Source organism: Acinetobacter sp. V104_13, assembly GCF_031798995.1.
GTDB lineage: Bacteria > Pseudomonadota > Gammaproteobacteria > Pseudomonadales > Moraxellaceae > Acinetobacter > Acinetobacter pittii.
The window spans coordinates 1-24163 of the sequence record NZ_JAVQNP010000011.1; the positions used below are offsets into that span (position 1 = coordinate 1).

General features: G+C 39.2%; 23 protein-coding genes and 1 pseudogene. 14 read left to right on the top strand and 10 right to left on the bottom strand.

Annotation, left to right across the window (positions count from 1 at the left end):
• Positions 1–146 precede the first annotated feature (146 nt).
• Positions 147–1145, top strand: coding sequence for a cysteine synthase A (cysK, locus tag RMB06_RS02295; protein WP_311078074.1), 999 nt, complete (start codon positions 147–149; stop codon positions 1143–1145).
• Between the two features lie 51 nt (positions 1146–1196).
• On the opposite strand, the gene RMB06_RS02300 is transcribed toward cysK, so the two are convergent.
• The 4 genes from RMB06_RS02300 to RMB06_RS02315 all read right to left on the bottom strand — a co-directional run bounded on the left by RMB06_RS02300 (position 1197) and on the right by RMB06_RS02315 (position 3395).
• Entirely contained in the window at positions 1197–1805 is a 609-nt protein-coding gene (locus tag RMB06_RS02300; RefSeq protein ID WP_311078076.1) for a transglycosylase SLT domain-containing protein, read from the bottom strand.
• A gap of 296 nt (positions 1806–2101) precedes the next feature.
• Positions 2102–2320, bottom strand: a complete 219-nt coding sequence (locus RMB06_RS02305) for a DUF2798 domain-containing protein (protein ID WP_311078077.1) — start codon at positions 2318–2320, stop codon at positions 2102–2104.
• Between the two features lie 4 nt (positions 2321–2324).
• The gene (locus RMB06_RS02310) at positions 2325–2891 is read right to left on the bottom strand and encodes a flavodoxin family protein (protein WP_311078080.1); all 567 of its coding nucleotides are present in this window, start codon (positions 2889–2891) and stop codon (positions 2325–2327) included.
• 18 nt (positions 2892–2909) lie between these two features.
• Positions 2910–3395 (bottom strand): DUF2938 domain-containing protein, encoded by a 486-nt coding sequence (locus tag RMB06_RS02315; protein ID WP_311078082.1) that lies wholly within the window; start codon positions 3393–3395, stop codon positions 2910–2912.
• A gap of 82 nt (positions 3396–3477) precedes the next feature.
• Between RMB06_RS02315 and RMB06_RS02320 the strand changes: the two genes are divergently transcribed.
• The 4 genes from RMB06_RS02320 to RMB06_RS02335 all read left to right on the top strand — a co-directional run bounded on the left by RMB06_RS02320 (position 3478) and on the right by RMB06_RS02335 (position 8699).
• Positions 3478–3882 (top strand): helix-turn-helix domain-containing protein, encoded by a 405-nt coding sequence (locus RMB06_RS02320; protein WP_174723867.1) that lies wholly within the window; start codon positions 3478–3480, stop codon positions 3880–3882.
• 147 nt (positions 3883–4029) lie between these two features.
• Positions 4030–5289, top strand: coding sequence for an esterase-like activity of phytase family protein (locus tag RMB06_RS02325; protein WP_311078086.1), 1260 nt, complete (start codon positions 4030–4032; stop codon positions 5287–5289).
• Positions 5290–5504: 215 nt separating this feature from the next.
• On the top strand, positions 5505–7883 hold the full coding sequence (locus RMB06_RS02330; protein ID WP_005065662.1) for a YgiQ family radical SAM protein: 2379 nt from the start codon (positions 5505–5507) through the stop codon (positions 7881–7883).
• A 315-nt stretch (positions 7884–8198) separates the two neighbouring features.
• Entirely contained in the window at positions 8199–8699 is a 501-nt protein-coding gene (locus RMB06_RS02335) for a DUF2726 domain-containing protein (protein ID WP_311078089.1), read from the top strand.
• A 153-nt stretch (positions 8700–8852) separates the two neighbouring features.
• Here the strand turns inward: RMB06_RS02335 and RMB06_RS02340 are convergent, their stop codons facing one another.
• Positions 8853–9206 (bottom strand): RidA family protein, encoded by a 354-nt coding sequence (locus RMB06_RS02340; protein WP_004711002.1) that lies wholly within the window; start codon positions 9204–9206, stop codon positions 8853–8855.
• 199 nt (positions 9207–9405) lie between these two features.
• On the opposite strand from RMB06_RS02340, the pseudogene RMB06_RS02345 reads away from it, so the two are divergent.
• Positions 9406–9468: pseudogene (locus RMB06_RS02345) on the top strand (hypothetical protein); the annotation flags it as partial.
• A gap of 58 nt (positions 9469–9526) precedes the next feature.
• Here RMB06_RS02345 and dinB read toward each other — a convergent pair.
• From dinB to RMB06_RS02365, 4 genes are all read right to left on the bottom strand, one after another.
• Positions 9527–10582 (bottom strand): DNA polymerase IV, encoded by a 1056-nt coding sequence (gene dinB, locus RMB06_RS02350; RefSeq protein ID WP_311078092.1) that lies wholly within the window; start codon positions 10580–10582, stop codon positions 9527–9529.
• A 1-nt stretch (position 10583) separates the two neighbouring features.
• Positions 10584–11342, bottom strand: coding sequence for a GH25 family lysozyme (locus RMB06_RS02355; RefSeq protein ID WP_311078094.1), 759 nt, complete (start codon positions 11340–11342; stop codon positions 10584–10586).
• 76 nt (positions 11343–11418) lie between these two features.
• Entirely contained in the window at positions 11419–12810 is a 1392-nt protein-coding gene (mdtD, locus tag RMB06_RS02360) for a multidrug transporter subunit MdtD (protein WP_032037757.1), read from the bottom strand.
• A gap of 171 nt (positions 12811–12981) precedes the next feature.
• Positions 12982–13605 (bottom strand): TIGR00730 family Rossman fold protein, encoded by a 624-nt coding sequence (locus RMB06_RS02365; RefSeq protein WP_002062375.1) that lies wholly within the window; start codon positions 13603–13605, stop codon positions 12982–12984.
• A 326-nt stretch (positions 13606–13931) separates the two neighbouring features.
• Here RMB06_RS02365 and RMB06_RS02370 point away from each other — a divergent pair, with 326 nt between their 5' ends.
• The 6 genes from RMB06_RS02370 (at position 13932) to RMB06_RS02395 (ending at position 22501) form a co-directional block, all read left to right on the top strand.
• Entirely contained in the window at positions 13932–15521 is a 1590-nt protein-coding gene (locus RMB06_RS02370) for a TerC family protein (RefSeq protein ID WP_002121643.1), read from the top strand.
• 71 nt (positions 15522–15592) lie between these two features.
• Complete coding sequence (locus RMB06_RS02375) at positions 15593–16060, top strand: YchJ family protein (RefSeq protein WP_276124172.1); 468 nt, start codon at positions 15593–15595, stop codon at positions 16058–16060.
• A gap of 45 nt (positions 16061–16105) precedes the next feature.
• Positions 16106–16750 (top strand): trimeric intracellular cation channel family protein, encoded by a 645-nt coding sequence (locus tag RMB06_RS02380; RefSeq protein ID WP_002121256.1) that lies wholly within the window; start codon positions 16106–16108, stop codon positions 16748–16750.
• 82 nt (positions 16751–16832) lie between these two features.
• Positions 16833–18152: an MFS transporter gene (locus RMB06_RS02385; protein WP_002121171.1), complete on the top strand. Its 1320-nt coding sequence runs from the start codon at positions 16833–16835 to the stop codon at positions 18150–18152.
• Positions 18153–18304: 152 nt separating this feature from the next.
• Positions 18305–20524, top strand: a complete 2220-nt coding sequence (gene parC / locus RMB06_RS02390) for a DNA topoisomerase IV subunit A (RefSeq protein ID WP_032037746.1) — start codon at positions 18305–18307, stop codon at positions 20522–20524.
• A gap of 297 nt (positions 20525–20821) precedes the next feature.
• Positions 20822–22501 carry a long-chain-fatty-acid--CoA ligase gene (locus RMB06_RS02395; RefSeq protein ID WP_311078102.1) on the top strand — a complete coding sequence of 560 codons (1680 nt, stop codon included), beginning with the start codon at positions 20822–20824 and terminating at the stop codon, positions 22499–22501.
• 40 nt (positions 22502–22541) lie between these two features.
• Here RMB06_RS02395 and RMB06_RS02400 read toward each other — a convergent pair whose 3' ends face one another.
• Positions 22542–22934 carry a hypothetical protein gene (locus RMB06_RS02400; RefSeq protein WP_033851266.1) on the bottom strand — a complete coding sequence of 131 codons (393 nt, stop codon included), beginning with the start codon at positions 22932–22934 and terminating at the stop codon, positions 22542–22544.
• Between the two features lie 106 nt (positions 22935–23040).
• On the opposite strand from RMB06_RS02400, the gene RMB06_RS02405 reads away from it, so the two are divergent.
• Together RMB06_RS02405 and ppa are read left to right on the top strand one after the other, a co-directional pair.
• Positions 23041–23439 carry an MAPEG family protein gene (locus tag RMB06_RS02405; RefSeq protein ID WP_002121258.1) on the top strand — a complete coding sequence of 133 codons (399 nt, stop codon included), beginning with the start codon at positions 23041–23043 and terminating at the stop codon, positions 23437–23439.
• A gap of 127 nt (positions 23440–23566) precedes the next feature.
• Positions 23567–24091 carry an inorganic diphosphatase gene (gene ppa / locus RMB06_RS02410; RefSeq protein ID WP_002121243.1) on the top strand — a complete coding sequence of 175 codons (525 nt, stop codon included), beginning with the start codon at positions 23567–23569 and terminating at the stop codon, positions 24089–24091.
• Positions 24092–24163 lie beyond the last annotated feature (72 nt).

Here is a 24163-nt window from a genome sequence, read left to right on the forward strand (position 1 = left end):
TGTGAGAGTAAGTCATCGCCAGCTCATTATTCTAAACACCCCCATTCTAATGAATGGGGGTGTTTTTTTATTGGGGAGTTTGTATCCTCAATTCTTTATATGATTATAATGGAAGAAATTCATATCAAGTCTAATAAGGATATAACATGTCTACCGATCAACAATTCCCAACACCCAATAATTTAGGTATCGCAGTTTATTCAAATAATGCAGAAGCTATTGGTAATACTCCTTTAGTTCGTATCAACCGTTTAATTAAAACTGGTGCAACTGTATTAGCGAAAGTAGAAAGTCGTAATCCTGCCTTTTCTGTGAAATGCCGTATTGGGGCTGCACTTATTGCAGATGCAGAAAAAAGAGGTGTGTTGAAAGAAGGCATGCATATTGTTGAACCAACAAGTGGTAATACAGGGATTGCATTGGCTTTTGTTGCGGCGGCGAAGGGTTATCCAATTACTTTGACTATGCCAGCCAGCATGAGTCTTGAACGCAGAAAAGTATTAAAAGCTTTAGGTGCTAATTTAATTCTAACTGAACCGGCGAAAGGGATGAAAGGTGCGGTTGATGAAGCGGTACGATTAGCAACTGAGCAACCAGATGTTTATTTCTTACCTCAACAATTCGAAAATCCAGCCAATCCGCAAATCCATGTAGACACAACTGGTCCTGAAATTTGGCAAGCTACAGGTGGACAAGTTGATATTTTGGTTGCTGGTGTGGGTACTGGCGGTACGATTACAGGTATTTCTCGTTATTTTGAACAAGTCCAAAATAAACCATTGTACTCAGTAGCAGTTGAGCCTGCTGAATCTCCAATTATTACTCAGACCAAAAATGGTGAAAACATTACCCCTGCACCGCATAAAATCCAAGGAATTGGTGCAAACTTTATTCCAAAGAATCTTGATTTGGACCTTGTGGATGAAGTCTTACCAGTGACTAGCGAAGAAGCAATTGAATGGGCGAGAAACTGTGCAACCCAAGAAGGTATTTTAGTGGGTATTTCAAGTGGAGCTGCATTAGCAGCCGCTGCAAAAATTGCAGAGCGTCCTGAAAATGCTGGTAAAACCATCGTTGTTATTCTGCCAGACAGTGGGGAACGTTATTTGTCTTCTGTATTATTTGAAGGTTTATTTGACGAATAAAATTAACCGCATAAAAAGCCCATCTATTGATGGGCTTTTGTTTAAGCATATTTATAAGGCACTTTTTAAATTTTTTTGATGGTGCTTAATAGATCGAGCATATTTTTTCGCTTTGTGACGGGTCCAGAAGCTTCGCTCATATCCTGTTGGTCCAACATTATAATAGGCCGTGGCTTTAAACCAGCTATCTGCGGTTTGATAGTAATGATTTAAAATATAAGCACCACATTGGATATTTGTAGATTCATCATACAAATTACCAGCACAAGTTTGTTGCCAATAGCTTGGAATAATTTGAGTTAAACCAACAGCCCCAGTCGGAGAGCGGGCATTACTATTGTAACTAGACTCTTGCCTGATGACTGCTGCGAGTAAAAGAGGGGGGACATTATATTGGTCAGCACTTTGAATAATCATTGGCGATAGCCGATTGGCTGTGCTCGCTGGAACAGAATACGCTTTTTGTAAGCCAGACGAGAGTTTATTTGAGCGCCAAGAAAATGAACCAGTGTTAGGTCCTAAGCTTGTACACCCTGTCATTATTGTCATCAATGCAATAATAAAAAATTTGAGGCTAAGGCGGTGTAATTCTGATGGTTCAAAATGATCTTGAGCTAAAGATGAGGTAAGCAAAATACAAAACCAATAATCAAATTTCAAGTGAAATGATGGTATTCAGCCGTACTTATCGGATCAATATAAGTTCTGTTGCTCAGCGCATCTATAAAGTAAGAATTTTGTATAATTGAAATGAAAAAACCCCGACATCCTGTCGAGGTTTCTTCGTATTCAGCTTTATGTAGCTAACTCCTGTCAACTACCGCTTCCTGCGTTCTTATTCTTCTTCAATGAGACATCCTGTCTCTCTATGTTTCATATATTATGAAAAAATACTAAAGTTGAATATTCGCAAATGACCGCAAGCTTTGTACGTTTTAACTTACAGACCTACTTCTTCAACTTTTTTTTAATATAATGTCGACTAGTTTCTGGGCGATAGGAGCACAAATCAATACACTTGGAAAAGCTAATATCCATGCAATAATCCAAGCTGATACCCACAATGAAACGAAGTGATGATTTAGTCCTATTACTTTAAAAGTTGAAACACCTGAAACGATAAAAGACATCATTCCTGATAAAATGAACAGGAATAAAAGTTTCTGTGCTTTCATGGTCTTATATTCCTTGATAAGCACTTAAGGTCAATGCAAAATTTTCTCCAAATTGTTGAGCAGTTTTAATATCTCCTTCATCAAACCTATCGGCATTACTGCCATGTTCAGCCTGAGCCATTAAGCCTGACCATGAGCCGAGACGATTGGCTGCTTGAGTATAAGGAATACCTTGGTGTTGCTCGGGCAGAATCGGGTTGCCGACCCATAACATGCCGTGTTGCATACAAAAGGTAAAAATGGAAATTAACGTCGATTGTTTATCACCAGCGGGAAGAGAGGAAATGGTAAATCCAGCTGCTAGCTTTCCCTTAAAGTTCTGCTTTTTCCATAATGGACCCGTTGCATCCATGAGTTGTTTTAACTTGGAAGATACACCCCCTAAATATGTAGGAGAGCCCCAAATTAAACCATCATATTGGATAAGCGTCTCTGGGTTCTCGATAAGATCTTCGGCATTGAGTAAATTTACTTCAATATCTTGATGGCTCAAAATACCAGTTTGAATTTGCTGAGCGATAAATTGGGTATGCCCTTGGCGACTATAGTAAATAATGGCAACAGTTTTCATGGATAGTTTCCTTTTTATCTAAATTTGAAATAGTTTTGCAGTGAGATATAAACCACAGCCAAAAACGCTATGGTTCAGTAAACTTTTTAGACAGTTCAGAAAAGGATGCAGGGTTTTTGACGAAGCAAAACCACTACCCATGGCTGGTTGCATAATAAAAAAGGGAATGAGAACAGTGACTACACCAAATAGTAGTGCTGAGTAAAACTGAGGATGAATGAGCCAATCTGAGCCGACAATGGAGAGAAAGCTCAATGCAAAGATTAGCCCAACACTATAATGAGCAATCCAGCCCAATAAATATTCACCCTTAATTTGAGGGCTTTGTGCTATAGATTGATGGATGAGTTTTCCTTGAACTATCCAGCCCACCCAGCGTCCGAGAAAGGCAAAATTTAAGGTAGGGATCTTAAATATTTTTAGTATTAACAGCCATATATCCATAATGACTGTTGCACCAACACCAAGACATAAAGCTTGAAAGAATAATGTGGAAGTATTCATTTTTACACCTTGCTTTTATACGTATGAAACGTGATAAATTTATTGTGCAAGTTCAAGTTCACTTGAAGTCAAGAGGATGTTTATGGATATTGGTGAAGTTTCTAAGAGGGCAAAAGTCACAACTGCTACACTACGTTTTTATGAAGAGAAGGGATTAATTAAATCGATAGGGCGGCAAGGTTTACGTCGGCAGTATGGTAAGCAGGTGCTTGATCAACTGGCACTTATTGCTTTAGGACGTGCTGCGGGTTTTTCTTTAAATGAGATCGCTACAATGTTTGGACAAGATGGTAAGCCTGATCTTGATCGGCAAAAGCTAAAAGATAAAGCTGAACAACTAGAGCAAATGGCAAAGCGTTTACATTTTATTAGTCAAGGATTACAGCATGCTGCTGTATGTCCTGCTGAAAATCATATGGAATGCCCAACTTTTCAGAACTTTTTGAAAGCAGCAATTGCTGGAGAATATCAGCCAACAAAACTTTAATTAGCTTTACTAACAAGTTCAGTTTTCTATTGGGTGCTAAACAATAGGCTTGTCATATTTTCGCCATAAAGATTTCATATTTTTGAAGCAAAAACTTCATACAAGCTTGATTAAATTTGCTTAATTTTTTACCAACTGTATAAAATCATGAGCAAAAAAACTTTAGTCGCATTATTATGCTGTGCCAGTTTAGGATTGACGGCATGTAATGATAATAACGATCAAGATCAAACATCACCTACTGAAAACGTTACCGAACCAACTTTAATTTCTTTTGCCAAATTGCCTGTAGAAACCTATGCTGCTGGCCCAGACTCTGGTGCATATGTAAAAGGTGCAAATGGAATTTATCCTCCATTTAAAGGCCAGCCTGTACAAGGTTTTTCTGCTGCATTAAAAAATGAAGATGGCAGCTATATGGCAATGGCCGATAATGGCTTTGGTACCCAAGATAATTCAGCAGACTTTTTACTTCGTATTTATAAATTAAAACCTGATTTCAAAACTAAAACCAAAGGTACAGGGCAAGTTACCGTACAAAGCTTTATTCAATTGCGTGATCCAAACAAGTTAATTCCTTTTAATATCGTGAACGGTAATACGCCTGAGCGTTTATTAACGGGTGCTGATTTTGACCCAGAGTCAATGCAACGTACTAGTGACGGGACCTACTGGATTGGGGATGAATTTGGACCTTATTTACTTCATTTTTCAGCAGATGGCGTGTTAGTAGATGCACCGATTGCTCTACCAAATCCGTTAAACCCGACCCAAGAATTACGTTCACCACAAAATCAGTTTAATAAAGCACAAATTAATTTTGTGGAGCCTCTGGTTCAGCAAAGTGGTGGTTTTGAAGGAATGGCAATTTCACCAGATGGGCAGTATCTTTACCCGCTTATAGAAAAGCCAATTAAATCAATTCGGGAAACGGAAAGACAGTTGCTGATCTCTCAATTCGACATTAAGAAAAAAGCGTATACAGGGAAATATTATTGGTTCCAATTAGACAGTAAGGCAACCAATATTGGTGACTTCCAACTCTTTAATGATAAAGAAGGCATTATTATTGAGCGTGATGCGACTCAGAATAATTTAGGCGGATATAAAAAATTAATCCGTATTAAATTGAATGAGCCAGATCAGCTAGTAAGCCGCGAAGATTTAGTCGATTTAATTAAAATTGCTAACCCGAATATGTTGTATGGCACGGCTAGAGCAGGGGATATTGGTACGGGACAAGTTTTTGCCTTCCCGTTTGAAACTATTGAAGATGTGATTATTGAAAATGGCACAACGCTCACGGTACTAAATGACAATAACTTCCCTGGTTCAACAGGACGTAATGCAAAACTGGCTGATGATAACGAGATTATTCAGATTCGTTTGCCAAAAACTTTGTTCTAATACCTATAAATAAATTATGTTAAGACTACGGCGGATTTTATTCCGCCGTATTTATTCTGAGAATAAAATATTGGATAAACTTTAATCAAATTAATTTCTATATTATTGTTTTCGTATGTTTTATAAACAAGGAAAATGAATGAAATTCATGTTAAAATGATCGGCTTTCATCTTTAGATGTCTCTCCTTCATCTGCTAGCCGAGATTCGCAAGCCATGTCTACCGCTTATACCATGCAAACTGCGCCAAAAGCGCTGTTTGATTACGACAAATATTGGGCGTCGTGTTTTGAACCAGCGCCATTTTTGCCGATGTCACGAGAAGAAATGGACCAACTCGGCTGGGATGCGTGTGACTTTATTTTAGTCTGTGGCGATGCTTATATTGACCACCCATCATTTGTATCGGGTGTGATTGGGCGTGTACTTGAAGCACAAGGTTTCCGTGTCGGAATTATTGCGCAGCCAGATTGGACCAATGTTGAAAGCTTCCGCGTTTTAGGTAAGCCAACGATTGCTTGGGGTGTAACCGCAGGTAATATGGATTCGATGATTAACCGTTATACGGCAGATCGTAAAATCCGTTCGGATGATGCATATTCTCCAAACAATGAACCAAATAAACGTCCTGACCGTGCTGCAACAGTTTATTGCCAACGTTGTCGTGAAGCATTCCCAGATGTACCAGTGTTATTAGGTGGTATTGAAGGTAGTTTACGTCGTATTGCGCACTACGATTATTGGTCAGATAAAGTCCGTCGTTCGATTTTGATGGACTCAAAAGCTGATTTACTCATGTATGGTAATGGTGAGCGTGCCATTATTGATGTGATGCATCGTTTGGCTAAAGGTGAAAAAATCCACGAGATTACAGATGTTCGTGGTACGGCATTTATTATTAATAAACATAACAAAGCATCAAAAGCAAAGTTTGTTGAAGTTGCGAGTAATGATGTAGATACGGTTGGGCGTGTTGACCCAATTATTAACCCATATGTCATGACAGAAGATATTGATGGCTGTGAGGTTGAAAAAGAAAAGGGTAATTCTTTAGCTCAGTATCAAAATTTCCAAAAAGAGATTGTTGCAAATCCGATTGTGCGTGAAGGCGACAAACTCGATGACGACACTCAAATCGTTCAATTAAAGCCAGCACCATCAAAAGCAATTAAACACAAATTACCACCACGAGAGTTGGCGGTTATTCGCTTACCTTCTTTTGAAGAAGTGGCGAATGACCAAGTGCTTTATGCACATGCAAACCGTATTTTGCACCTTGAAACTAATCCGGGTAATGCTCGTGCGTTGGTGCAACGCCATGGTGAGCGTGATGTGTGGATTAACCCACCTCCAATTCCTCTAACTACTGAGGAAATGGACTATGTATTTGATTTACCTTATGCACGTTTGCCACATCCTACTTATGGTGATGCGCGTTTCCCTGCATTTGATATGATCAAATTCTCAGTCAACATTATGCGTGGCTGTTTTGGTGGTTGTACATTCTGTTCAATTACGGAACATGAAGGTCGTATTATTCAAAACCGTTCGGAAGATTCAATTTTACGTGAGATTGAAAAAATCCGTGATACCGCACCAAACTTCACCGGCATTATTTCAGATTTAGGTGGTCCAACGGCAAACATGTATCGTTTGCATTGTAAGGACCCTGAAATTGAGAAAAACTGTCGTAAACCTTCTTGTGTATATCCGGGTGTTTGTCAAAACTTACATACGGATCATGCACCTTTAGTACAGCTTTACCGTAAAGCGCGCGCAATTAAAGGTGTGAAGAAAATTCTGATTGGGTCAGGTTTACGTTATGACCTTGCGGTACTCAACCCTGAATATGTAAAAGAACTAGTACAACACCATGTTGGTGGTTATTTAAAAATTGCTCCTGAACATACCGAACAAGGTCCGTTATCTAAGATGATGAAACCGGGTATTGGTACGTATGATCGTTTCAAGCAAATGTTTGATCGTTTCAGTAAAGAAGCAGGAAAAGAGCAATATTTAATTCCTTACTTTATTGCTGCGCATCCGGGTACTTCAGATTATGACATGATGCACCTTGCAATTTGGTTGAAAAAGAATGGTTTCCGTGCCGATCAGGTACAGACTTTCTATCCATCACCAATGGCAACTGCAACAACCATGTATTATTCGGGGAAAAACCCACTTGCTAAAGTAGCTCGCTATACTGAAAAGGTTGATATTGTAAAAGGTGAAAAACGCCGTCGTCTGCATAAAGCATTCTTGCGTTATCATGATCCAAACAACTGGCCATTACTTCGTGAGGCCCTAAAAGAGATGGGTCGTGCAGATTTAATTGGTAATTCGAAGCAGCATTTAATTCCGACTTATCAGCCAAAAGGCACAGAAGGGGAATATAAGTCTGCTCGTAAGAAAAATTCGTCTACAGCAGGCGATTCGGTTAAACGAAATAATCAGCAAACGAATAATCATTCGAATCAGAAGCGTCCACAAAAAGGACAGGTTCTAACGCAACATAATGGTTTACCTCCTCGTGAAACAGGAGAAAAAAGACCGTTTGGCGGGAAAAGTAAACCTAAATCTAAAGTTCGTGGATAATGATAAAACAGGCTCTTAAATAGAGCCTGTTTTGTTTTTTATAACTCTATTTAAATCGTATAATGAGATTTTTGAGGATTTAAAGTACAAAAAACGTAACGAATAATGATAAATAGCCAAAATCTGACGAGCTGCACTTGATTGTTATTGATTCTATGATTATAAATAATGTGAGGGTGGCTAAATTTAAGCCAAGCTTGATAACTACAAGTGAAATTACTAAGTGAACCTTTTAAAAAAACGGCTGTGTCGTTATCAATTAAAACAAAGTGTGATCTAGCAAAATCATTATAAAAAACTTAAAGGATTAGGCCCATGTATTATTTAATCACGATATTATTACTCTTTTTGACTGTCGTTATGGCGGCAAAGAGTCTATCCAGAAAGCATCAACAAGACAGTGCTTTAAAGCGCCGCGCCGTATTAAGCAGTCATGAACAAATGACACTTACTCGTTTACAAACAGTATTGCCTAAATTTACCGTATTAGCCCATGTTTCATTTGATGCTTTATTAACAACTAAATATGCTCACACACGTCGCAAATATCAAAATATGACGGCTGACTTTGTTGTACTTGATCAAAATTACCAAGTTTTTGTAGTGGTTATGCTTGAGGAAAATGGTTTACGCCGAGCACATCAGCAATATGAGCGCCGTTTATTACAACTTGCAGGTTATCGTGTGCTTCGCTACGGTAGTGTGCCTGATTATCATGATTTAAGAAGAGATTTATTAACCCCTGAATCAGAGATGGCAACTTTACCTGCCACGCCGCAGTTAGAAAGAATCTCAAATGCTTTTGTGAAGTCTTAGAAGTTATAAATAGAGGTTATAGCAATTTAATTTTAGGACTCATTAAAGAAGATTTGAATAAAATGCTGAAATTAAAACTTCTAAAAACATAAAAAACTGAGCATTATCTTGATCAATATTGCTCAGTTTTTTATTGCTTAAAATTAATAAGAATTATGGAAGTACTGCAACTACTGTCATTTCTACAAGTACATCTGGTGCATAAAGTTTTGATTCTACGCAAGTGCGTGCGGGTGGATGCTCTTTGCTAATCCATGCGTCCCATACAGCATTCATAGCTGCATAGTCTGTTTCAATATCTTTTAGAAAAATCATGACAGAAAGAATATGACTTTTGTCGGTTCCTGCTTCAGCAAGTAAGCGATCAATATTGTCTAAAGTTTGTTGAGTCTGCGCCGTAATGTCTACGCTGGTATCATCAGCGAGTTGTCCTGCTAAATGGACTAAATTACCCGAAATCGCCACTTCACAATATCTTGAAGTCACGTGTAAGCGTTTTACCGTCATAAAAATGCTCTAAAGTGTCTTTATTGAATAGTTTGATTTTATGAAGAGTTACTAGGCAGGCGCAAGCAAGTGCAAAGGAATTTCGGTAGATTATTGTTGTGATTTATAAGAATGGGTAGAGTCCCATGTACTTTAAGTGCCCTGTAATATTCGGATTTGGTCGTCACGCCAATCACAGGACGATATGCCGAAAGTAAGGTTGCTTTGGCACGTTGCAAATACATGGGTAATGAATATGCGTTGATTAGATTACTTCAAATTTTGATCAAAAGGGAACTGTTTTTGTTTAAAACTTGCTCATTTGGATAAAAAAACAACACTTACCATAAGGACAACTGAAAGTCGTCAGCTTTAGTCTGTAATTGATAAACGCCAATACCAATCAGCCGAAATTGGAAGTTTTCGGGAATATGCATCTCATTTAAAAGTAAGAATAAAACTTGAATCAGGTCTTGTTGAGAATGAATTGGGTTTTTAAAACTTTTACTGTGTTGGAGTGTCTGGAAATTCTTAAGTTTGAGCTTAATATTTACACCACGAGCATTAAGTTGTTTTTTCTCTAAGCTCTGCCAGACTTTTTCGGCTAAGCCATGCCAGTAGGGTTGGCACTGGGCGAGGGTAAAGTCACTATCAAATGTGGTTTCTTTTGAAATTTGCTGACGAGCACGTTCAGCTTGAACAGGCCGATTATCAATACCTTGTGCATATAAATGAAGTTGTTGCCCATATTTACCAAAGTGGTGAACCAAAACAGCTTCTTCAATTTTTTGTAAGTCACCCAGCGTATGTAACTCAAGCTGTTGGAGTTTTTCTTGGGTAACTTTACCGACCCCCGGAATTTTTTTTAAGGGCAAGTCTTGAATGAAACTGGCCACCTGAGAGGGCTTTATAACAAACAGGCCATTTGGTTTATTCCAGTCAGACGCGACTTTTGCTAAGAATTTATTGGGTGCTACACCAGCCGAGGCAGTTAGTCCTGTTAACCTAAAAATATCTTCCCGAATATGCATGGCCACTTCGGTTGCACTCGCGATTTGTTTTAAATTTTCAGTAACATCAAGGTATGCTTCATCAAGCGATAAAGGTTCAATCAGAGTGGTGTATTGTTGAAAAATACTATGAATTTGAGCCGAGATGGCACGATATTTTTCAAAATTAGGCTCAATAATAACAACTTGAGGGCATAGTTTTCTTGCTTGGCTCATGGACATGGCAGAGCGTAAGCCAAACTCACGGGCAGGGTAAGAAGCTGCCGCAATTACAGCACGCGGATGATGTGAAGAAATAACGACGGGAAGATGCTTTAGATTAGGACGCTCTCGCAATTCGACCGATGCATAGAAGGCATCCATATCGATATGAATGATTTTGCGCATATTATTGTGCTTTCACGATGCCTTGCTGCTGTAAAAATTGGTCCCATTCTTTGACTGAACCCTCATAAACGTTTAAGTCTACTGGTTTGGTCATGCCTCCAATTTTACCTTGATTACTATGCTGCCAAAAGAGCCATTTTCTTTTGTCTTTCAGCTCAGGTTTTCCTTCGTAATCTCTGACCCAAAGTGGTGTATTAGGGAAACTTCCTATTAATACAATGTGGTAAAAAGTTTTGGAAATATAAAAGATGGGCTGTTTGCCATAGTGCTGTTTTAAGCGGTCATGCATGATGCCTATTTCTTTAAGTAATTGTTCTTTGGTGTGCGCATTAATACAGTTACCGTCATATTCTAGATCGATAACAGGAGGAAGGGCATCGGCTTTGTTGGGTACAGCCGAAATAAAGTTATCTGCTTGCGTTTTACCATCACGGCATAGACGATAAAAGTGATAAGCGCCCACATTAAACCCATGTTCACGTGCCTTGAGCCAATTTTCCTGAAATTTTGGATCTTTGTAATCGCCGCCTTCGGTCGCTTTTAAATAGACGAATTGGAATTTTTCCGGTGATATTTTTTTCCAGTTAATATCACCTTGATGATGAGAAACATCGAACCCTTGCACTGGGTAATCCTGCGCAATAGCTTTTTGTTGATAGAACAAACCAAAATAAGCTAAGACTCCCATAACACAAGCTAAGCCAATTCCGATTAGGGTATTGTGCTGTGATGTGAAAAAAGTTTTAGCCAGTTTGCTCATTCAAAACTCGTTAAAATTTGAAGTCGACATCATAGCGTGATTCGCGAGCGAGAAACCATGCTAAAAATGCAACTGCTTATACAGACGTATCCTTTGGAATTTGCCAGAAAATAAATGCAGTAATGACATTGATACAACCGAGACAAATGAGAGTGACATGAAACGCTGTTGTCACGTGGTCTGCACCATAATAATTAGTAAAAATATTAATGAGGGTACCTGCCAGTGCAACACCAATACTCATTGATAGCATCATGATCATCGACAAGAAACTATTACCGCTACTCGCATCTTGTTGAGGCAAGTCTTTCAAGGTTAATGTATTCATGCCGACAAATTGCAGTGAATTTAATGTGCCAAACAAGAAAAAGTGCAAGGCTCTAAACCAAGTTGGAGTATCGACGGTCATGATTGCAAAAGAGGCAATACATAGCCCAACTAATGTTGTGTTAATGAGTAAAAAACGTCGGTAGCCAATTTTTTGAATAATAGGTCTGACAATTGGCTTTGAAAATAATGAGCCCAAGACCAATGGAATCATCATTAAACCTGCAATAAATGGTTCAAAACCAAAAGCGACTTGTAGCATGAGTGGTAAAACAAAAGGTAAGGCATTACCACCAAAGCGAGCAAAGAAATTACCTAAAATACCAATCGCATAAATTTTGTTTCTAAAGAGTCGGCTACGAAATAATGCATTTTGATGAGTATGTGAATGATAGGCATACCAAAGCGTTGCGATTATTCCGACGACTAATAATGAAATGCTAAACCATTTTGAATATTCAGGTGAGGCTAGGTGTTCGATCCCTAAAGACCATCCAATCATGGCCACGACTAATAAGATGAAGCCACCCAAATCGAATGTTTTGACTGAGGGTTCTTTTACATTTGGCATGACTTTTAGTGTCATTAATATGCCAAGTATGCCCATAGGAATATTGATGAGAAAAATCCAATGCCAAGTTGCAACTTCAACCAACCATCCGCCCAAAGTTGGACCAGCCAAAGGTCCGAGTAAACCTGCAAGGCTCATTAAGCTCATCGCAGCTAAGAACTGAGTTCGAGGAATAATTTTTAAAAGTGATAATCGGCCAACAGGAAGTAGTAAGGCGCCGCCTATGCCTTGGATGACTCGGAAAAATAACAGCTGATTGAGACTCTGAGAAAGACCACAACCTAAAGAAGCCAGAGTAAAAATTACGATTGCCGACAAGAAAATATTTCTAACACCAAAGCGGTCTGCTAACCATCCACTTAGAGGAATACAGGCAGCAACCGATAATACATAGGCCACCACTACACTGTGCATGCGTAAAGGGTCTTCATTTAGATGATGAGCCATTGCAGGAATAGCAGTATTTACAATGGTTGTGTCCAAGGCCTGCATAAAAAAGCCAATAGAAACCAAAAGAACGAGTAGTCGATATTCGGGTTGCAAAGCTTGGTGAGTCGGCGTGGCATTCATAACATTTGAAAATTAACGTTTTAGTCTAGTGTAAAACAAATTGAATTTAAAAGAAGTAAGCCAATGTTGAATACCCCTTTACTAAATCTAAGTTCTTTTGAAGATAGAGGTGAAAATAGTTAAAACAAAAAAAGCGGCAGAACCGCTTTTTTAAGTAGAGTAGGGGGACAACTAGACAACAAATCTTTTTGGCATTTTTAAGTTTTTAATGACGTTATAAATTTGATCAACATCATCACATACAATTAATTTAGCTCGGTGCTGAAGGGGAAGGAAACCTTCTTGAACTGCATGGTCTAATTGGGCAATAAGTGCGTTATAAAAGCCATTTACGTTATATAAAATCATTGGCTTTTGATGTTGGTTGAGTTGGCCCCAAGTGGCTATTTCCAATATTTCTTCAAATGTTCCTAAACCACCCGGCAACGCAATAAATGCACTTGCGCGCTCTGCCATCATGGCTTTACGTTCATGCATGGTTTCTACGACATGTAATTCAGTTAGGCCTGCATGTGCGACTTCATAATCAAGCATAAATTCAGGGATCACACCGACAGCTTCTCCGCCGTTTGCGAGAACGCTCTCAGCGACTTGTCCCATTAAACCGATACTAGCACCGCCATAGACTAATCCAAAGCCTTGTTCAGCGATTCCATGAGCGAGTTCAATTGCTTTTTCTCGGTAGATTGGGTTATTTCCTGCACGTGAACCACAATATAATGCAATAAGAGGTTGTTTTGTTTTTACAGCTGTTATTGGTGAATCATTTACTGCCATTGTTAATACGCTATTCATTGTTTTATTTTTACCTTATCACGTTCATATTTCTTGTCTACAGTAAGCAAAAGATATGACAACTTTATAAGCAGATTTATAAGAAAGATTCATGTTTTGTATGGGTTTGGTGAATGCTGGTTATGTACAAATAAAAATGATGAATTTATGTTAAATCTTGCCTATACTAAAAAATCGTTTAACAACATATGAACAAATATGGGTAGTGGTTGTAGTCGCTCCGTTTTAATTTCTTGTCTTAAAAAAACATTTTCCCCCCTTTGTATAGGCGCGCCTGTTGTGTTGCCAAATAAAGATAAAATCCAAACAACACAGGAGCAGGATCAATGATCTTTGAATGGATGTCTGATCCCTCTGCTTGGGTTGGTTTAGCAACTTTAATCGTTCTTGAAATTGTATTGGGGATCGATAACCTCGTTTTTATCGCGATTTTGGCTGAGAAATTGCCGCCAGAGCAACGAGCTAAAGCACGTATAGTCGGTTTGGTACTCGCATTAGGAATGCGCCTTGTACTCTTAGCCTCGATTGCTTGGGTCGTGACACTGACTGAGCCACTCTTCCATATTTTTGATCATCCATTCTCTGGTCGTGATTTGATTTTGTTATTCGGTGGTGTGTTCTTATTATTTAAAGGCACCATGGAATTGCATGAACGAATGGAAGGAAAACAACTTCATAAAGAAGATAATCCTGTTCATGCTGCATTCTGGATGGTCATTGTTCAGATTGTTGTACTTGATGCGGTATTCTCACTAGACAGCGTGATTACAGCTGTGGGTATGGTGAAAGAGCTGTCAGTCATGATGGTTGCGGTTGTTATAGCTGTCGGAATCATGTTGTGGGCATCAAAACCACTCATGGACTTCGTCAATAAACATCCAACAGTTGTCATTCTGTGTCTTGGCTTCTTGATGATGATCGGTTTCTCTTTGGTGGTGGAAGGCTTTGGTTTCCATATTCCGAAGGGCTATTTATATGCTGCAATTGGCTTCTCGGTTTTGGTAGAAGTTATCAATCAGAGCATGCGTCGCAATCAGGAAAAGCTAGTTACCACTACAGACTTGCGTTATCGCACTGCCTCTGCGGTTTTACGTATGTTAGGCAGTAAAAATAGTAGTTCTTCAGATACTCAATCTTCTGATAAAGAAGATGTATTAGCGACGCAAGCTTTTGCTGATGAAGTTTTTGACGAAGAAAATGGTGCTTATCACAGTGTGCTTGTACAAGGTGTGCTTGGTTTATCAGAGCGTCCTGTAAAATCTGTTATGACTCCACGCCCTGAACTTGAGTGGATTGACTTAGACGATGAACCTGAAGTTTTAAAAGAACGTTTAATGTCGATGACACATTCTCGTTTGATCGTTGCACGTGGTGAGCTTGATAATATTGAAGGTATTGCGCTTACGCATAAAGTTTTAAATAACTTTATTGAGACAGGTGTAATTGATTTCCAAAAGCATCTACGTGAACCTGTGATTGTGCATGAAAATGCTCAAGTGCTTATGGTGATGGAGCAATTGCGTCAAGCACCTTTACAAATGGCGATCGTATTAAATGAATATGGTTCCATCGAAGGTATCGCAACACCAATTGATATCTTAGAAGCAATTGCTGGCGAATTCCCTGATGAAGATGAGTTAGACGCTGCTGCTGAAAGCTTGGCAGATGGTTCATTAATGCTTGAAGGTTCAACTGATATTCGCCATGTATCACTTTTATTAGGTCGTGATCTCGTTGACGAAAGTGAACAGTATTCAACTTTATCGGGCTACTTGTTATTCCATTTAGGCCGTTTACCGGAAAATGGCGAAGCTGTTGAGGCAGACGGTTATCGCTTTGAAGTGATTACGATGGAAGGTCATAAAATTGAGAAAGTTCATATTGTTTCTATCGAGCAAGATGAATCAAAAGATTAAATGACGTTTTAAGTCTAGAAACATCATAAAATAGCTCAACTCTGAGCTATTTTTTATTTGAGAAACACCAAATGACCCAACAAACTTGTCCATGTGGAAAAGGCAGCTATACCCAATGTTGTGAGCCTTTACATTTAGGCACAGCCAAAGCACTAACGGCAGAGCAGCTTATGCGTTCACGTTATAGCGCTTTTGCATTACAGCAAATTGACTATATTGTGCAAACGACTGCTTTAGGTCAGCAAACAGCACTTGATAAAGATGCTATCGCAGAGTGGAGCAAACAAAATCAGTGGTTGGGTTTAGATGTAGTTAACGCCAACGAAAAATTAGATAAAACCCACGCACAGGTTGAGTTCAAGGCTCACTATCATGATGGACAAAAAGCCCAAATTCATCATGAGGTTTCACATTTTGTTTATCACCAGCAAAAATGGTTTTTCCTCGACCCAACGGTCGATATGCACGTCACAATGAAACAACCTTGTATATGTGGTTCAGGAAAAAAATTTAAGCAATGCTGTGCACAATTTCTGTAAGTTTATCTTAAAATACGCCCACTGTTTGGCCTGAGGGAAAGGGCGATGTTACTCACCGTTATTTATATTATTGCGATTACTGCGGAAGCCATGACAGGTGCATTGTCTGCTGGTCGACGGAGTATGGACTGGTTCGGTGTCGTACTGATTGCCTGTGTGACTGCTTTAGGTGGTGGTTCGGTGCGAGATGTATTGCTTGGCCACTATCCTTTAACTTGGGTAAAACATCCGGAATACTTAGTTCTGACCTGTTGTGCTGCATTTGTCACGATTATTATTGCCAAATGGATGCGTCATTTACATAACATCTTTTTGGTGCTCGATGCATTAGGCTTAATTGGTTTTACGATCATTGGTTGTCAGATTGCCCTACAAATGGGACATGGTTTTGTCGTGTCGGCAGTAGCTGGGGTGTTGACTGGAGTATCTGGCGGTATTTTACGTGATATTTTATGTAACGATGTTCCATTCGTTTTCCGCCGTGAACTCTATGCGAGTATCTCTTTTGTGGCAGTCATCTGTTACTGGGTTTGTCAGGATTTAGGATTAAGCCTAGAGTTAACCGTTATTTCAACTTTAATTTTTGGCTTTACCTTACGTCTGATTGCAATCTATTTTGGCTTAGAAATGCCTAAATTTATTTATAAAGATGATGATGCAGAATCGGCGTCTTCAACCGACGAACATTAATCATGCAGAATTCGATGTGAGCATGATATAACAATTAAATATATTGTCTTGCTCACTTATTTTTTCCAGTAGAGTTTTTCCTATGGATCTGGTTTCACGTATACAAAATCTTCCAATTGGCAAATTTCACTACACATTACTGTGGGTGGTTGGTTTAGGTTGGATGTTTGATGCTATGGACACCGGTATCATTGCTTTTATCATGACAACGCTTGTTAAAGACTGGGCATTAACGCCAGCAGAAAGCGGTTGGATTGTAAGTATTGGTTTTGTAGGGATGGCTATTGGAGCTGTTTGCTCAGGAGCTTTAGCAGATCGCTTTGGCCGTAAGACAATATTTGCAGTGACCATGGCCATCTATAGTATTGCGACTGCCTTATGTGCTTTTGCTCCAGATTTGAAGTGGTTATTAATTTTCCGTTTTATTGTTGGTCTTGGGCTTGGTGGACAGTTACCCGTTGCAGTGACATTGGTGAGTGAATATATACCTGCACATGTACGTGGTCGTTTTATCGTCCTACTCGAAAGTTTTTGGGGTTTGGGTTGGTTAGTTGCTGCACTCATTTCTTATTTTATTATTCCTAAATTTGGTTGGCACATTGCATTTCTTATGGGTGGCCTCCCACTGATTTATATTTTAGTCATTTGGAAAAAACTCCCTGAATCGATACCTTACCTGATTAACCGTGGACGTGTTGAAGAGGCACACGCATTAGTTCAAAAATTAGAAGCTCAAGCAGGCGTTCAAATTGTTCACCATATTGAAGTCGTGCCTGTAGCCATGCGACAAAAAGTCTCTTTTAAACAACTTTGGAGTGGTCAATTTGCTCGCAGAAGCTTAATGCTTTGGCTCATCTGGTTTGGAATTGTTTATTCCTACTACGGGATCTTTACGTGGCTGCCAAGTTTATTAGTGAAACAGGGCTATGACATCGTTAAATCTTTTGAATATGTTTTGCTTATGATTTTGGCGCAGCTACCAGGTTACTTGGCAGCAGCATGGTTTGTAGAGCGATTAGGTAGAAAAATTACACTCGCTGCATTTATCGGGTTTTGTGCGTTGTCTGCATATTTCTTTGGACAAGCCGATAGTGTAAATAGCATTATGTTTTGGGGTTGTCTCATGTCCTTCTTTAATTTGGGTGCATGGGGAGTGTTATATACCTATACACCAGAGCAATATCCAGCCAACATTCGGGCTTTTGGTTCGGGCTGGGCATCGGCAATGGGCCGTTTAGGTGGAATTTTGGCGCCGATAGTCGTCACTCATATGATGGTTTCCAAAAATGGGTTTAGCCATGTTTTTATGATGTTTACTATTGTTTTACTTTTGGTTGCAGCTGTAATTTTAATATTAGGTGAAGAAACCCAAGGTAAAAGACTAGAGTCGATAGGCCTCTAGTTTTGCCTAACTTTATAGCAAGTAACTAAAAATATAGAGAGATGAGACATAATTTGACGCTCAGGTGACAGAGTCCCTCTTGTGTCTGTAACATAGCCCACTTAGCATAAGACTCATTTAAAATAACGACTGATTTGGAAGATAAGCTGACTATGACCAGCCTTGCGCATCAAGCGACAGAAAACCGCTCTGTAGCCGAATTTACTGAACAGGCTTACCTGAATTATGCCATGTACGTCATTATGGACCGTGCATTGCCGCATATCAGTGACGGCTTAAAACCTGTACAGCGCCGTATTGTCTACGCCATGAGCGAGTTGGGCTTAAAAAGTAGTGGTAAGCCAAAAAAATCGGCCCGTACTGTAGGTGACGTACTAGGTAAATATCATCCGCATGGTGATTCAGCATGTTATGAAGCCATGGTGTTGATGGCTCAGCCATTTAGTTATCGTTATCCTTTAATTGAAGGTCAAGGGAATTGGGGTTCACCAGATGACCCTAAATCGTTTGCTGCGATGCGTTATACCGAGGCAAAACTTTCTGCCTACAGTGAGTTATTGCTAAGTGAGTTAGGACAAGGCACGAGTGAATGGCAAGATAACTTTGACGGTTCATTAAAAGAACCGATTACCTTGCCAGCACGAGTTCCTAATATTCTGCTGAATGGTACAACTGGTATTGCGGTTGGTATGGCGACTGATATTCCGCCACATAATTTGCGTGAAGTGATTAAAGGAACAATTGCCTTAATTCGTAATCCGCAAACATCAGACGAGAAATTGGCTGAATATATTCCAGCGCCAGATTTACCAACAAAAGCTGAAATTATTACGCCGCCAGAAGAATTGCTCAAAATCCAGACGACTGGACGTGGTAGTTACCGCATGCGAGCGGTTTATACCATCGAAAAAAATGAAATCGTGATTACCGAATTGCCGTATCAAGTATCGGGTTCTAAGGTGATCACTCAAATTGCCGACCAAATGCAGGCTAAGAAGCTACCATTAGTGGTGGATGTGCGTGACGAGTCGGATCATGAAAACCCAACACGACTCGTAATTGTACTGCGTTCTAACCGTATTGATGCTGAAGCGGTGATGAGCCACTTATTTGCGACTACCGATTTAGAATCAAGCTATCGCGTTAATTTAAACATGATTGGTGAGGACGGTCGTCCTCAGGTTAAGTCGATTCGACGTATCTTACTTGAGTGGATTGAGATCCGTAAAAAAACGGTTACTCGCCGTTTGGAATATCATTTAAACCGAATTGAAAAACGCCTACATATTTTGGCAGGTCTTTTAATTGCTTATCTCGATATTGATACAGTTATTCGTATTATTCGTGAAGAAGATCAACCTAAACCTGTATTGATGGATCATTTCAAAATTGATGAGATACAGGCAGAAGCAATTTTAGAACTCAAGTTACGCCATTTAGCAAAACTTGAAGAGATGGAAATCCGTCAAGAACAGGATGAGCTCTCAGCAAAAGCAGCGATTATTCGTGAGCAATTAGAAAACCCTGAATCTTTAAAGAATCTAATTATTGGCGAATTAAAAGAAGACGCGAAAAAGTTTGGTGACGAACGCCGTTCTCCAATTGTTGCACGTGCTGAAGCTGTTCAGATTAGAGAACAAGATTTAATGCCAGCTGAAGCAGTAACAGTGGTTTTATCTGAAGCGGGATGGATTCGTGCTGCAAAAGGTGCGGATGTTGATGCCGAGAATTTAAACTATCGTGCTGGCGACCAGTATTTAAGTCATGCGGTGGGTAAAACCAATCAACGAATTTATTTCCTCGATGAGACAGGGCGTAGTTATGCCTTGCCTATTAGCAGTCTGCCATCAGCAAGAGGGTTAGGTGAGCCATTAAGTTCGAAGCTTGCTCCTGCAAGTGGAGTCGCGTTTATTCAGGTCTATTTAGATGATGAGGAGTCAGAACTTATTGCTGCTAGCTCATCAGGTTATGGTTTTAAAACTCAAGTCAAACAGTTAGATACTAATGCTAAGGCAGGAAAAAGCTTCTTGTCGGTACCTGAAAAGTCAAAAGCGCTACCGCTAATATCTGCCCAAAACATGACACATTTGGCTGTACTCAGCTCAGCAGGTCGACTCCTAATTATTGATTTATTAGAACTGCCAAATTTAAATAAGGGTAAAGGTAATAAGTTGATACAACTTGAAGCGAAAGAGCAGATTTTATCCATGACAACCCTGAACTTAGATGAAATAATTCAGGTGGTTGCAGGTCAACAACATCTAAAATTAAAAGGTGATGATCTACAAAAATACATGGGTAAACGAGCTTCAAAAGGTCACCTCTTACCACGTGGATATCAAAAAGCAAATAAACTGTTGATTCAGAGATAAAGCTAGCGTCGGGCAACATAAATACGCTATATATGGCAATAAGTTCAAGCAATGAACTGAACTTATTGGTATTGGATAACGATTAAAAGGGCAGCAATTTGGAGTACGCAATTTGTACTCCATGCAAAAAATTTGGCAGGGTCAAATTGTCAAAACTTCTGTCTCATAATCTTGTTCGAAAGTGTCATGAATGTGCCAATAAGTTTTAAATATGTTCTGGCACCAAGAAGCTAAAGAATAGCTGGGGCATTGAATAACAGTTATTACTAAGGATTACGAATCGGAGATAATGGCATTATGGAAAAGATTTGGTTTGCAGAATACCAAAAAACAGGGATTCCAGAAACAGTAGCATTGCCTGCGGAAAATACCTCTCTTGTTGATATTTTTGAGAGTAATTTCCAAAAATTTGGTTCTCGTGATGCCTTTATCTTTATGGATAAAGCGATGTCATTTAACGAGTTGGAACTTGCAAGCCGTAAGTTCGCGACCTATTTGCAAAATTTGGGGTTAGCAAAGGGAACTCGTGTGGCAGTGATGATGCCGAACGTATTGCAATATCCTGTAGTTGCATTAGCTGTGTTACGTGCAGGCTTAGTGTTGGTGAATGTAAACCCACTTTATACTGCGCGTGAGCTTGAGCATCAATTAAATGACTCAGGTGCAGAAGTACTCGTGATTATCGAAAACTTTGCCAGTGTTTACCAAAGCATTTTAGGTAAAACTCCTGTGAAGCATGTTGTAGTTGCAACAGTAGGAGATATGCTTGGTACGCTTAAAGGTACATTAGTAAATTTTGTATTACGTAAAGTACGTAAGCAAATTCCTGCTTGGAATATTCCTGGGTACGTTAAATTTAATGCAGCATTAAATAAAGTAAGTCCGAGTAGTTATAAGCGTCCAAATTTAACTTTAAGTGATACTGCCGTGCTTCAATATACGGGTGGTACTACAGGTGTTTCAAAAGGTGCGGAATTAACACATCTTAATTTGGTTGCCAACCTTTTACAGTGTGATGGTATCTTCCAAAGTAAATTTGGTGCAAATGATGGTGCTAAAGGCGACCGTATTGTTTGTGCATTACCGCTTTATCATATTTTTGCGTTCATGGTTTGCGCGATGTACGGTATGTATAAAGGTCAGGCAAATATCTTGATTCCGAACCCACGTGATTTACCAGCGGTAATTAATGAATTACGTAAATATCAGCCATCATTCTTCCCAGCAGTAAATACATTATTTAATGCTTTAGTAAACAATGAAGAATTTAAACAACTTGACCATAGCAATTTAAAAATGGCGATGGGCGGTGGTATGGCAGTTCTACCTTCTACAGCAGAAGCGTGGAAGAAGATTACTGGTACAACCATTATTGAAGGTTATGGTTTGTCTGAGACTTCTCCTGTGGCGACTGCAAACCCTCCTGCATCTACTGAATTTAGCGGCACAATTGGTATTCCATTACCTTTAACAGAAGTTGCTATTTTAGATGATGACGGTAAAGAAGTTGCCTTAGGTGAGCAAGGTGAAATCTCTATTCGTGGTCCTCAAGTCATGAAAGGCTATTGGAAGCGTCCTGATGAGACTGCGAAAGTCATGACAGCAGACGGTTTCTTCCGTACTGGTGATATCGGTGTTATGGATAGCCGTGGATATACTAAAATTGTAGACCGTAAAAAAGATATGATTTTGGTTTCTGGCTTTAACGTTTATCCAAGCGAAATCGAAGAAGTTATTGCTAAACATCCAAAAGTATTGGAAGTTGCAGCAATTGGTGTTCCTGATGAAAAATCAGGTGAAGTGCCAAAACTCTTTATCGTGAAAAAAGACCAAAGCTTAACGACCGAAGAAATTTTGAACTTTGCTAAAGAAAACTTAACAGGTTATAAACGCCCTCGTTATGTTGAGTTTATGGATGAATTACCTAAATCAAACGTAGGCAAAATCTTACGTAAAGACTTACGTAAGCCAGCCTAAAAAGTTAATAAAAAAGCGCCTTAGGGCGCTTTTTTTGTTTTTACATTTTGTTGTGGCTCTTCATAAACCAGCGGTCTATGTAAGGGCGACCAATTCCTACCATCCCAACAAAAACTAGCATTGTGCCCAATTGCAAACGCAGATGAGTTAAATCGAGCTGACCATAACTTAAATAATTATCTGCTAGGCAATATAGGGTAATCACAATTAACCAATGCCATAAAGGAAGTCGTTTAATACCGACTGCAATAAAAGTAATTGTTAAAATAACAAAGGTGCCCAGTGTCGATTGCCAATTTAGATTTGCACAAATCACACTCAATAAAAAAGCCACAATAGGAAGTACGATTTTTAATATACGGTCTACCTGAAGTTGATTTTGTTTTTGCTTCTCTAAGACGTCAAACAATTCTTTTTGATCAGGTTGTTGCATACATGGCCCTATTAATCAGTGATGACAAGTGATTGCATAAAATTTCAGGTAAAAACGCAATGTTATGATAGCATGATCAACAGTATTTTCAGTGATGGATGGCACTATGCAGGGCATCAGCGGCATTATCTATATTATTTTAGTGGCATGTTTGCTGCCATACGCATTTACCGTAATTGCAAAATTTACAGGTGGTTTTCAGCCCGTCGATAATCAAAATCCGAGAGCTTTTTTGGCCAAAACAACAGGCCTTGCTGCTCGCGCTAATGCCGTACAACAAAATAGCTTTGAAAGCCTACCTTTATTCTTAACTGCTATTTTAATGGCTGAATATATGGTTGTTCCGGAATATTTTATTCTGAGATTAGGCTGGGCATATATTATTTTAAGAGTTATTTATGGCATCTGCTATTTAAGTAACTGGGCAACTTTACGCTCGATTGTTTGGTTCTTATCGATATTGTGTCCAATCTTTCTGTTAGTGGTCACGATAAAACTGACTTGAGTGTCATTCTGTCATCATTCATATCAACTTTCGCGTGTGCCCATTGTATAATCGGCATCATTTTGATGATATCCACGCTATAATCGAGTGGATTTTACATCTGACTTCATAACGAAAGAGTATTGATATGAGTTACAGCAATATCCCAGCAGGTAAAGATGCGCCAAATGACATCTATGTCATCATTGAAATACCTGCAAATGCAGCACCAATTAAATATGAAATCGATAAAGATTCTGATGCATTGTTTGTAGACCGTTTCATGGGTACAGCAATGTTCTATCCAGCGAACTATGGCTATGTTCCAAATACTTTGTCTGAAGATGGCGATCCACTAGACGTACTTGTTGTAACTCCACATCCTGTTGCTGCTGGTTCTGTAATTCGTTGCCGTCCAGTGGGCAAATTAAACATGGAAGATGACGGTGGTATTGATGCGAAATTAATCGCTGTTCCACACGAAAAATTATCTCCACTCTACAAAGACGTGAAGGAATATACAGATCTTCCTCCGTTATTGATTAGCCAAGTTGAGCATTTCTTCAGTCACTATAAAGATTTAGAACCAGGTAAGTGGGTAAAAATCAGTGGTTGGGAAGGTGCTGATGTTGCTAAAGCAGAAGTATTAAAAGCAATTGAAGCTGCTAAATAAGCTTTAATTGATAAGCTCAGAATTTCTGAATTGATATTTTGAGCTTAATAAAAAACCTACATCTGTTGCCAG

Coding starts and splice junctions, on each gene's coding strand:
- RMB06_RS02370 (WP_002121643.1), top strand. CDS start 13,932: ATGATCTTTGAATGGATGTCTGATCCCTCTGCTTGGGTTGGTTTAGCA.
- dinB (WP_311078092.1), bottom strand. CDS start 10,582: ATGCGCAAAATCATTCATATCGATATGGATGCCTTCTATGCATCGGTC.
- RMB06_RS02405 (WP_002121258.1), top strand. CDS start 23,041: ATGCAGGGCATCAGCGGCATTATCTATATTATTTTAGTGGCATGTTTG.
- RMB06_RS02400 (WP_033851266.1), bottom strand. CDS start 22,934: ATGCAACAACCTGATCAAAAAGAATTGTTTGACGTCTTAGAGAAGCAA.
- RMB06_RS02335 (WP_311078089.1), top strand. CDS start 8,199: ATGTATTATTTAATCACGATATTATTACTCTTTTTGACTGTCGTTATG.
- cysK (WP_311078074.1), top strand. CDS start 147: ATGTCTACCGATCAACAATTCCCAACACCCAATAATTTAGGTATCGCA.
- RMB06_RS02310 (WP_311078080.1), bottom strand. CDS start 2,891: ATGAAAACTGTTGCCATTATTTACTATAGTCGCCAAGGGCATACCCAA.
- RMB06_RS02340 (WP_004711002.1), bottom strand. CDS start 9,206: ATGACGGTAAAACGCTTACACGTGACTTCAAGATATTGTGAAGTGGCG.
- RMB06_RS02305 (WP_311078077.1), bottom strand. CDS start 2,320: ATGAAAGCACAGAAACTTTTATTCCTGTTCATTTTATCAGGAATGATG.
- RMB06_RS02380 (WP_002121256.1), top strand. CDS start 16,106: ATGTTACTCACCGTTATTTATATTATTGCGATTACTGCGGAAGCCATG.
- parC (WP_032037746.1), top strand. CDS start 18,305: ATGACCAGCCTTGCGCATCAAGCGACAGAAAACCGCTCTGTAGCCGAA.
- RMB06_RS02320 (WP_174723867.1), top strand. CDS start 3,478: ATGGATATTGGTGAAGTTTCTAAGAGGGCAAAAGTCACAACTGCTACA.
- RMB06_RS02385 (WP_002121171.1), top strand. CDS start 16,833: ATGGATCTGGTTTCACGTATACAAAATCTTCCAATTGGCAAATTTCAC.
- mdtD (WP_032037757.1), bottom strand. CDS start 12,810: ATGAATGCCACGCCGACTCACCAAGCTTTGCAACCCGAATATCGACTA.
- RMB06_RS02330 (WP_005065662.1), top strand. CDS start 5,505: ATGTCTACCGCTTATACCATGCAAACTGCGCCAAAAGCGCTGTTTGAT.
- RMB06_RS02365 (WP_002062375.1), bottom strand. CDS start 13,605: ATGAATAGCGTATTAACAATGGCAGTAAATGATTCACCAATAACAGCT.
- RMB06_RS02395 (WP_311078102.1), top strand. CDS start 20,822: ATGGAAAAGATTTGGTTTGCAGAATACCAAAAAACAGGGATTCCAGAA.
- RMB06_RS02325 (WP_311078086.1), top strand. CDS start 4,030: ATGAGCAAAAAAACTTTAGTCGCATTATTATGCTGTGCCAGTTTAGGA.
- RMB06_RS02355 (WP_311078094.1), bottom strand. CDS start 11,342: ATGAGCAAACTGGCTAAAACTTTTTTCACATCACAGCACAATACCCTA.
- RMB06_RS02375 (WP_276124172.1), top strand. CDS start 15,593: ATGACCCAACAAACTTGTCCATGTGGAAAAGGCAGCTATACCCAATGT.
- RMB06_RS02315 (WP_311078082.1), bottom strand. CDS start 3,395: ATGAATACTTCCACATTATTCTTTCAAGCTTTATGTCTTGGTGTTGGT.
- ppa (WP_002121243.1), top strand. CDS start 23,567: ATGAGTTACAGCAATATCCCAGCAGGTAAAGATGCGCCAAATGACATC.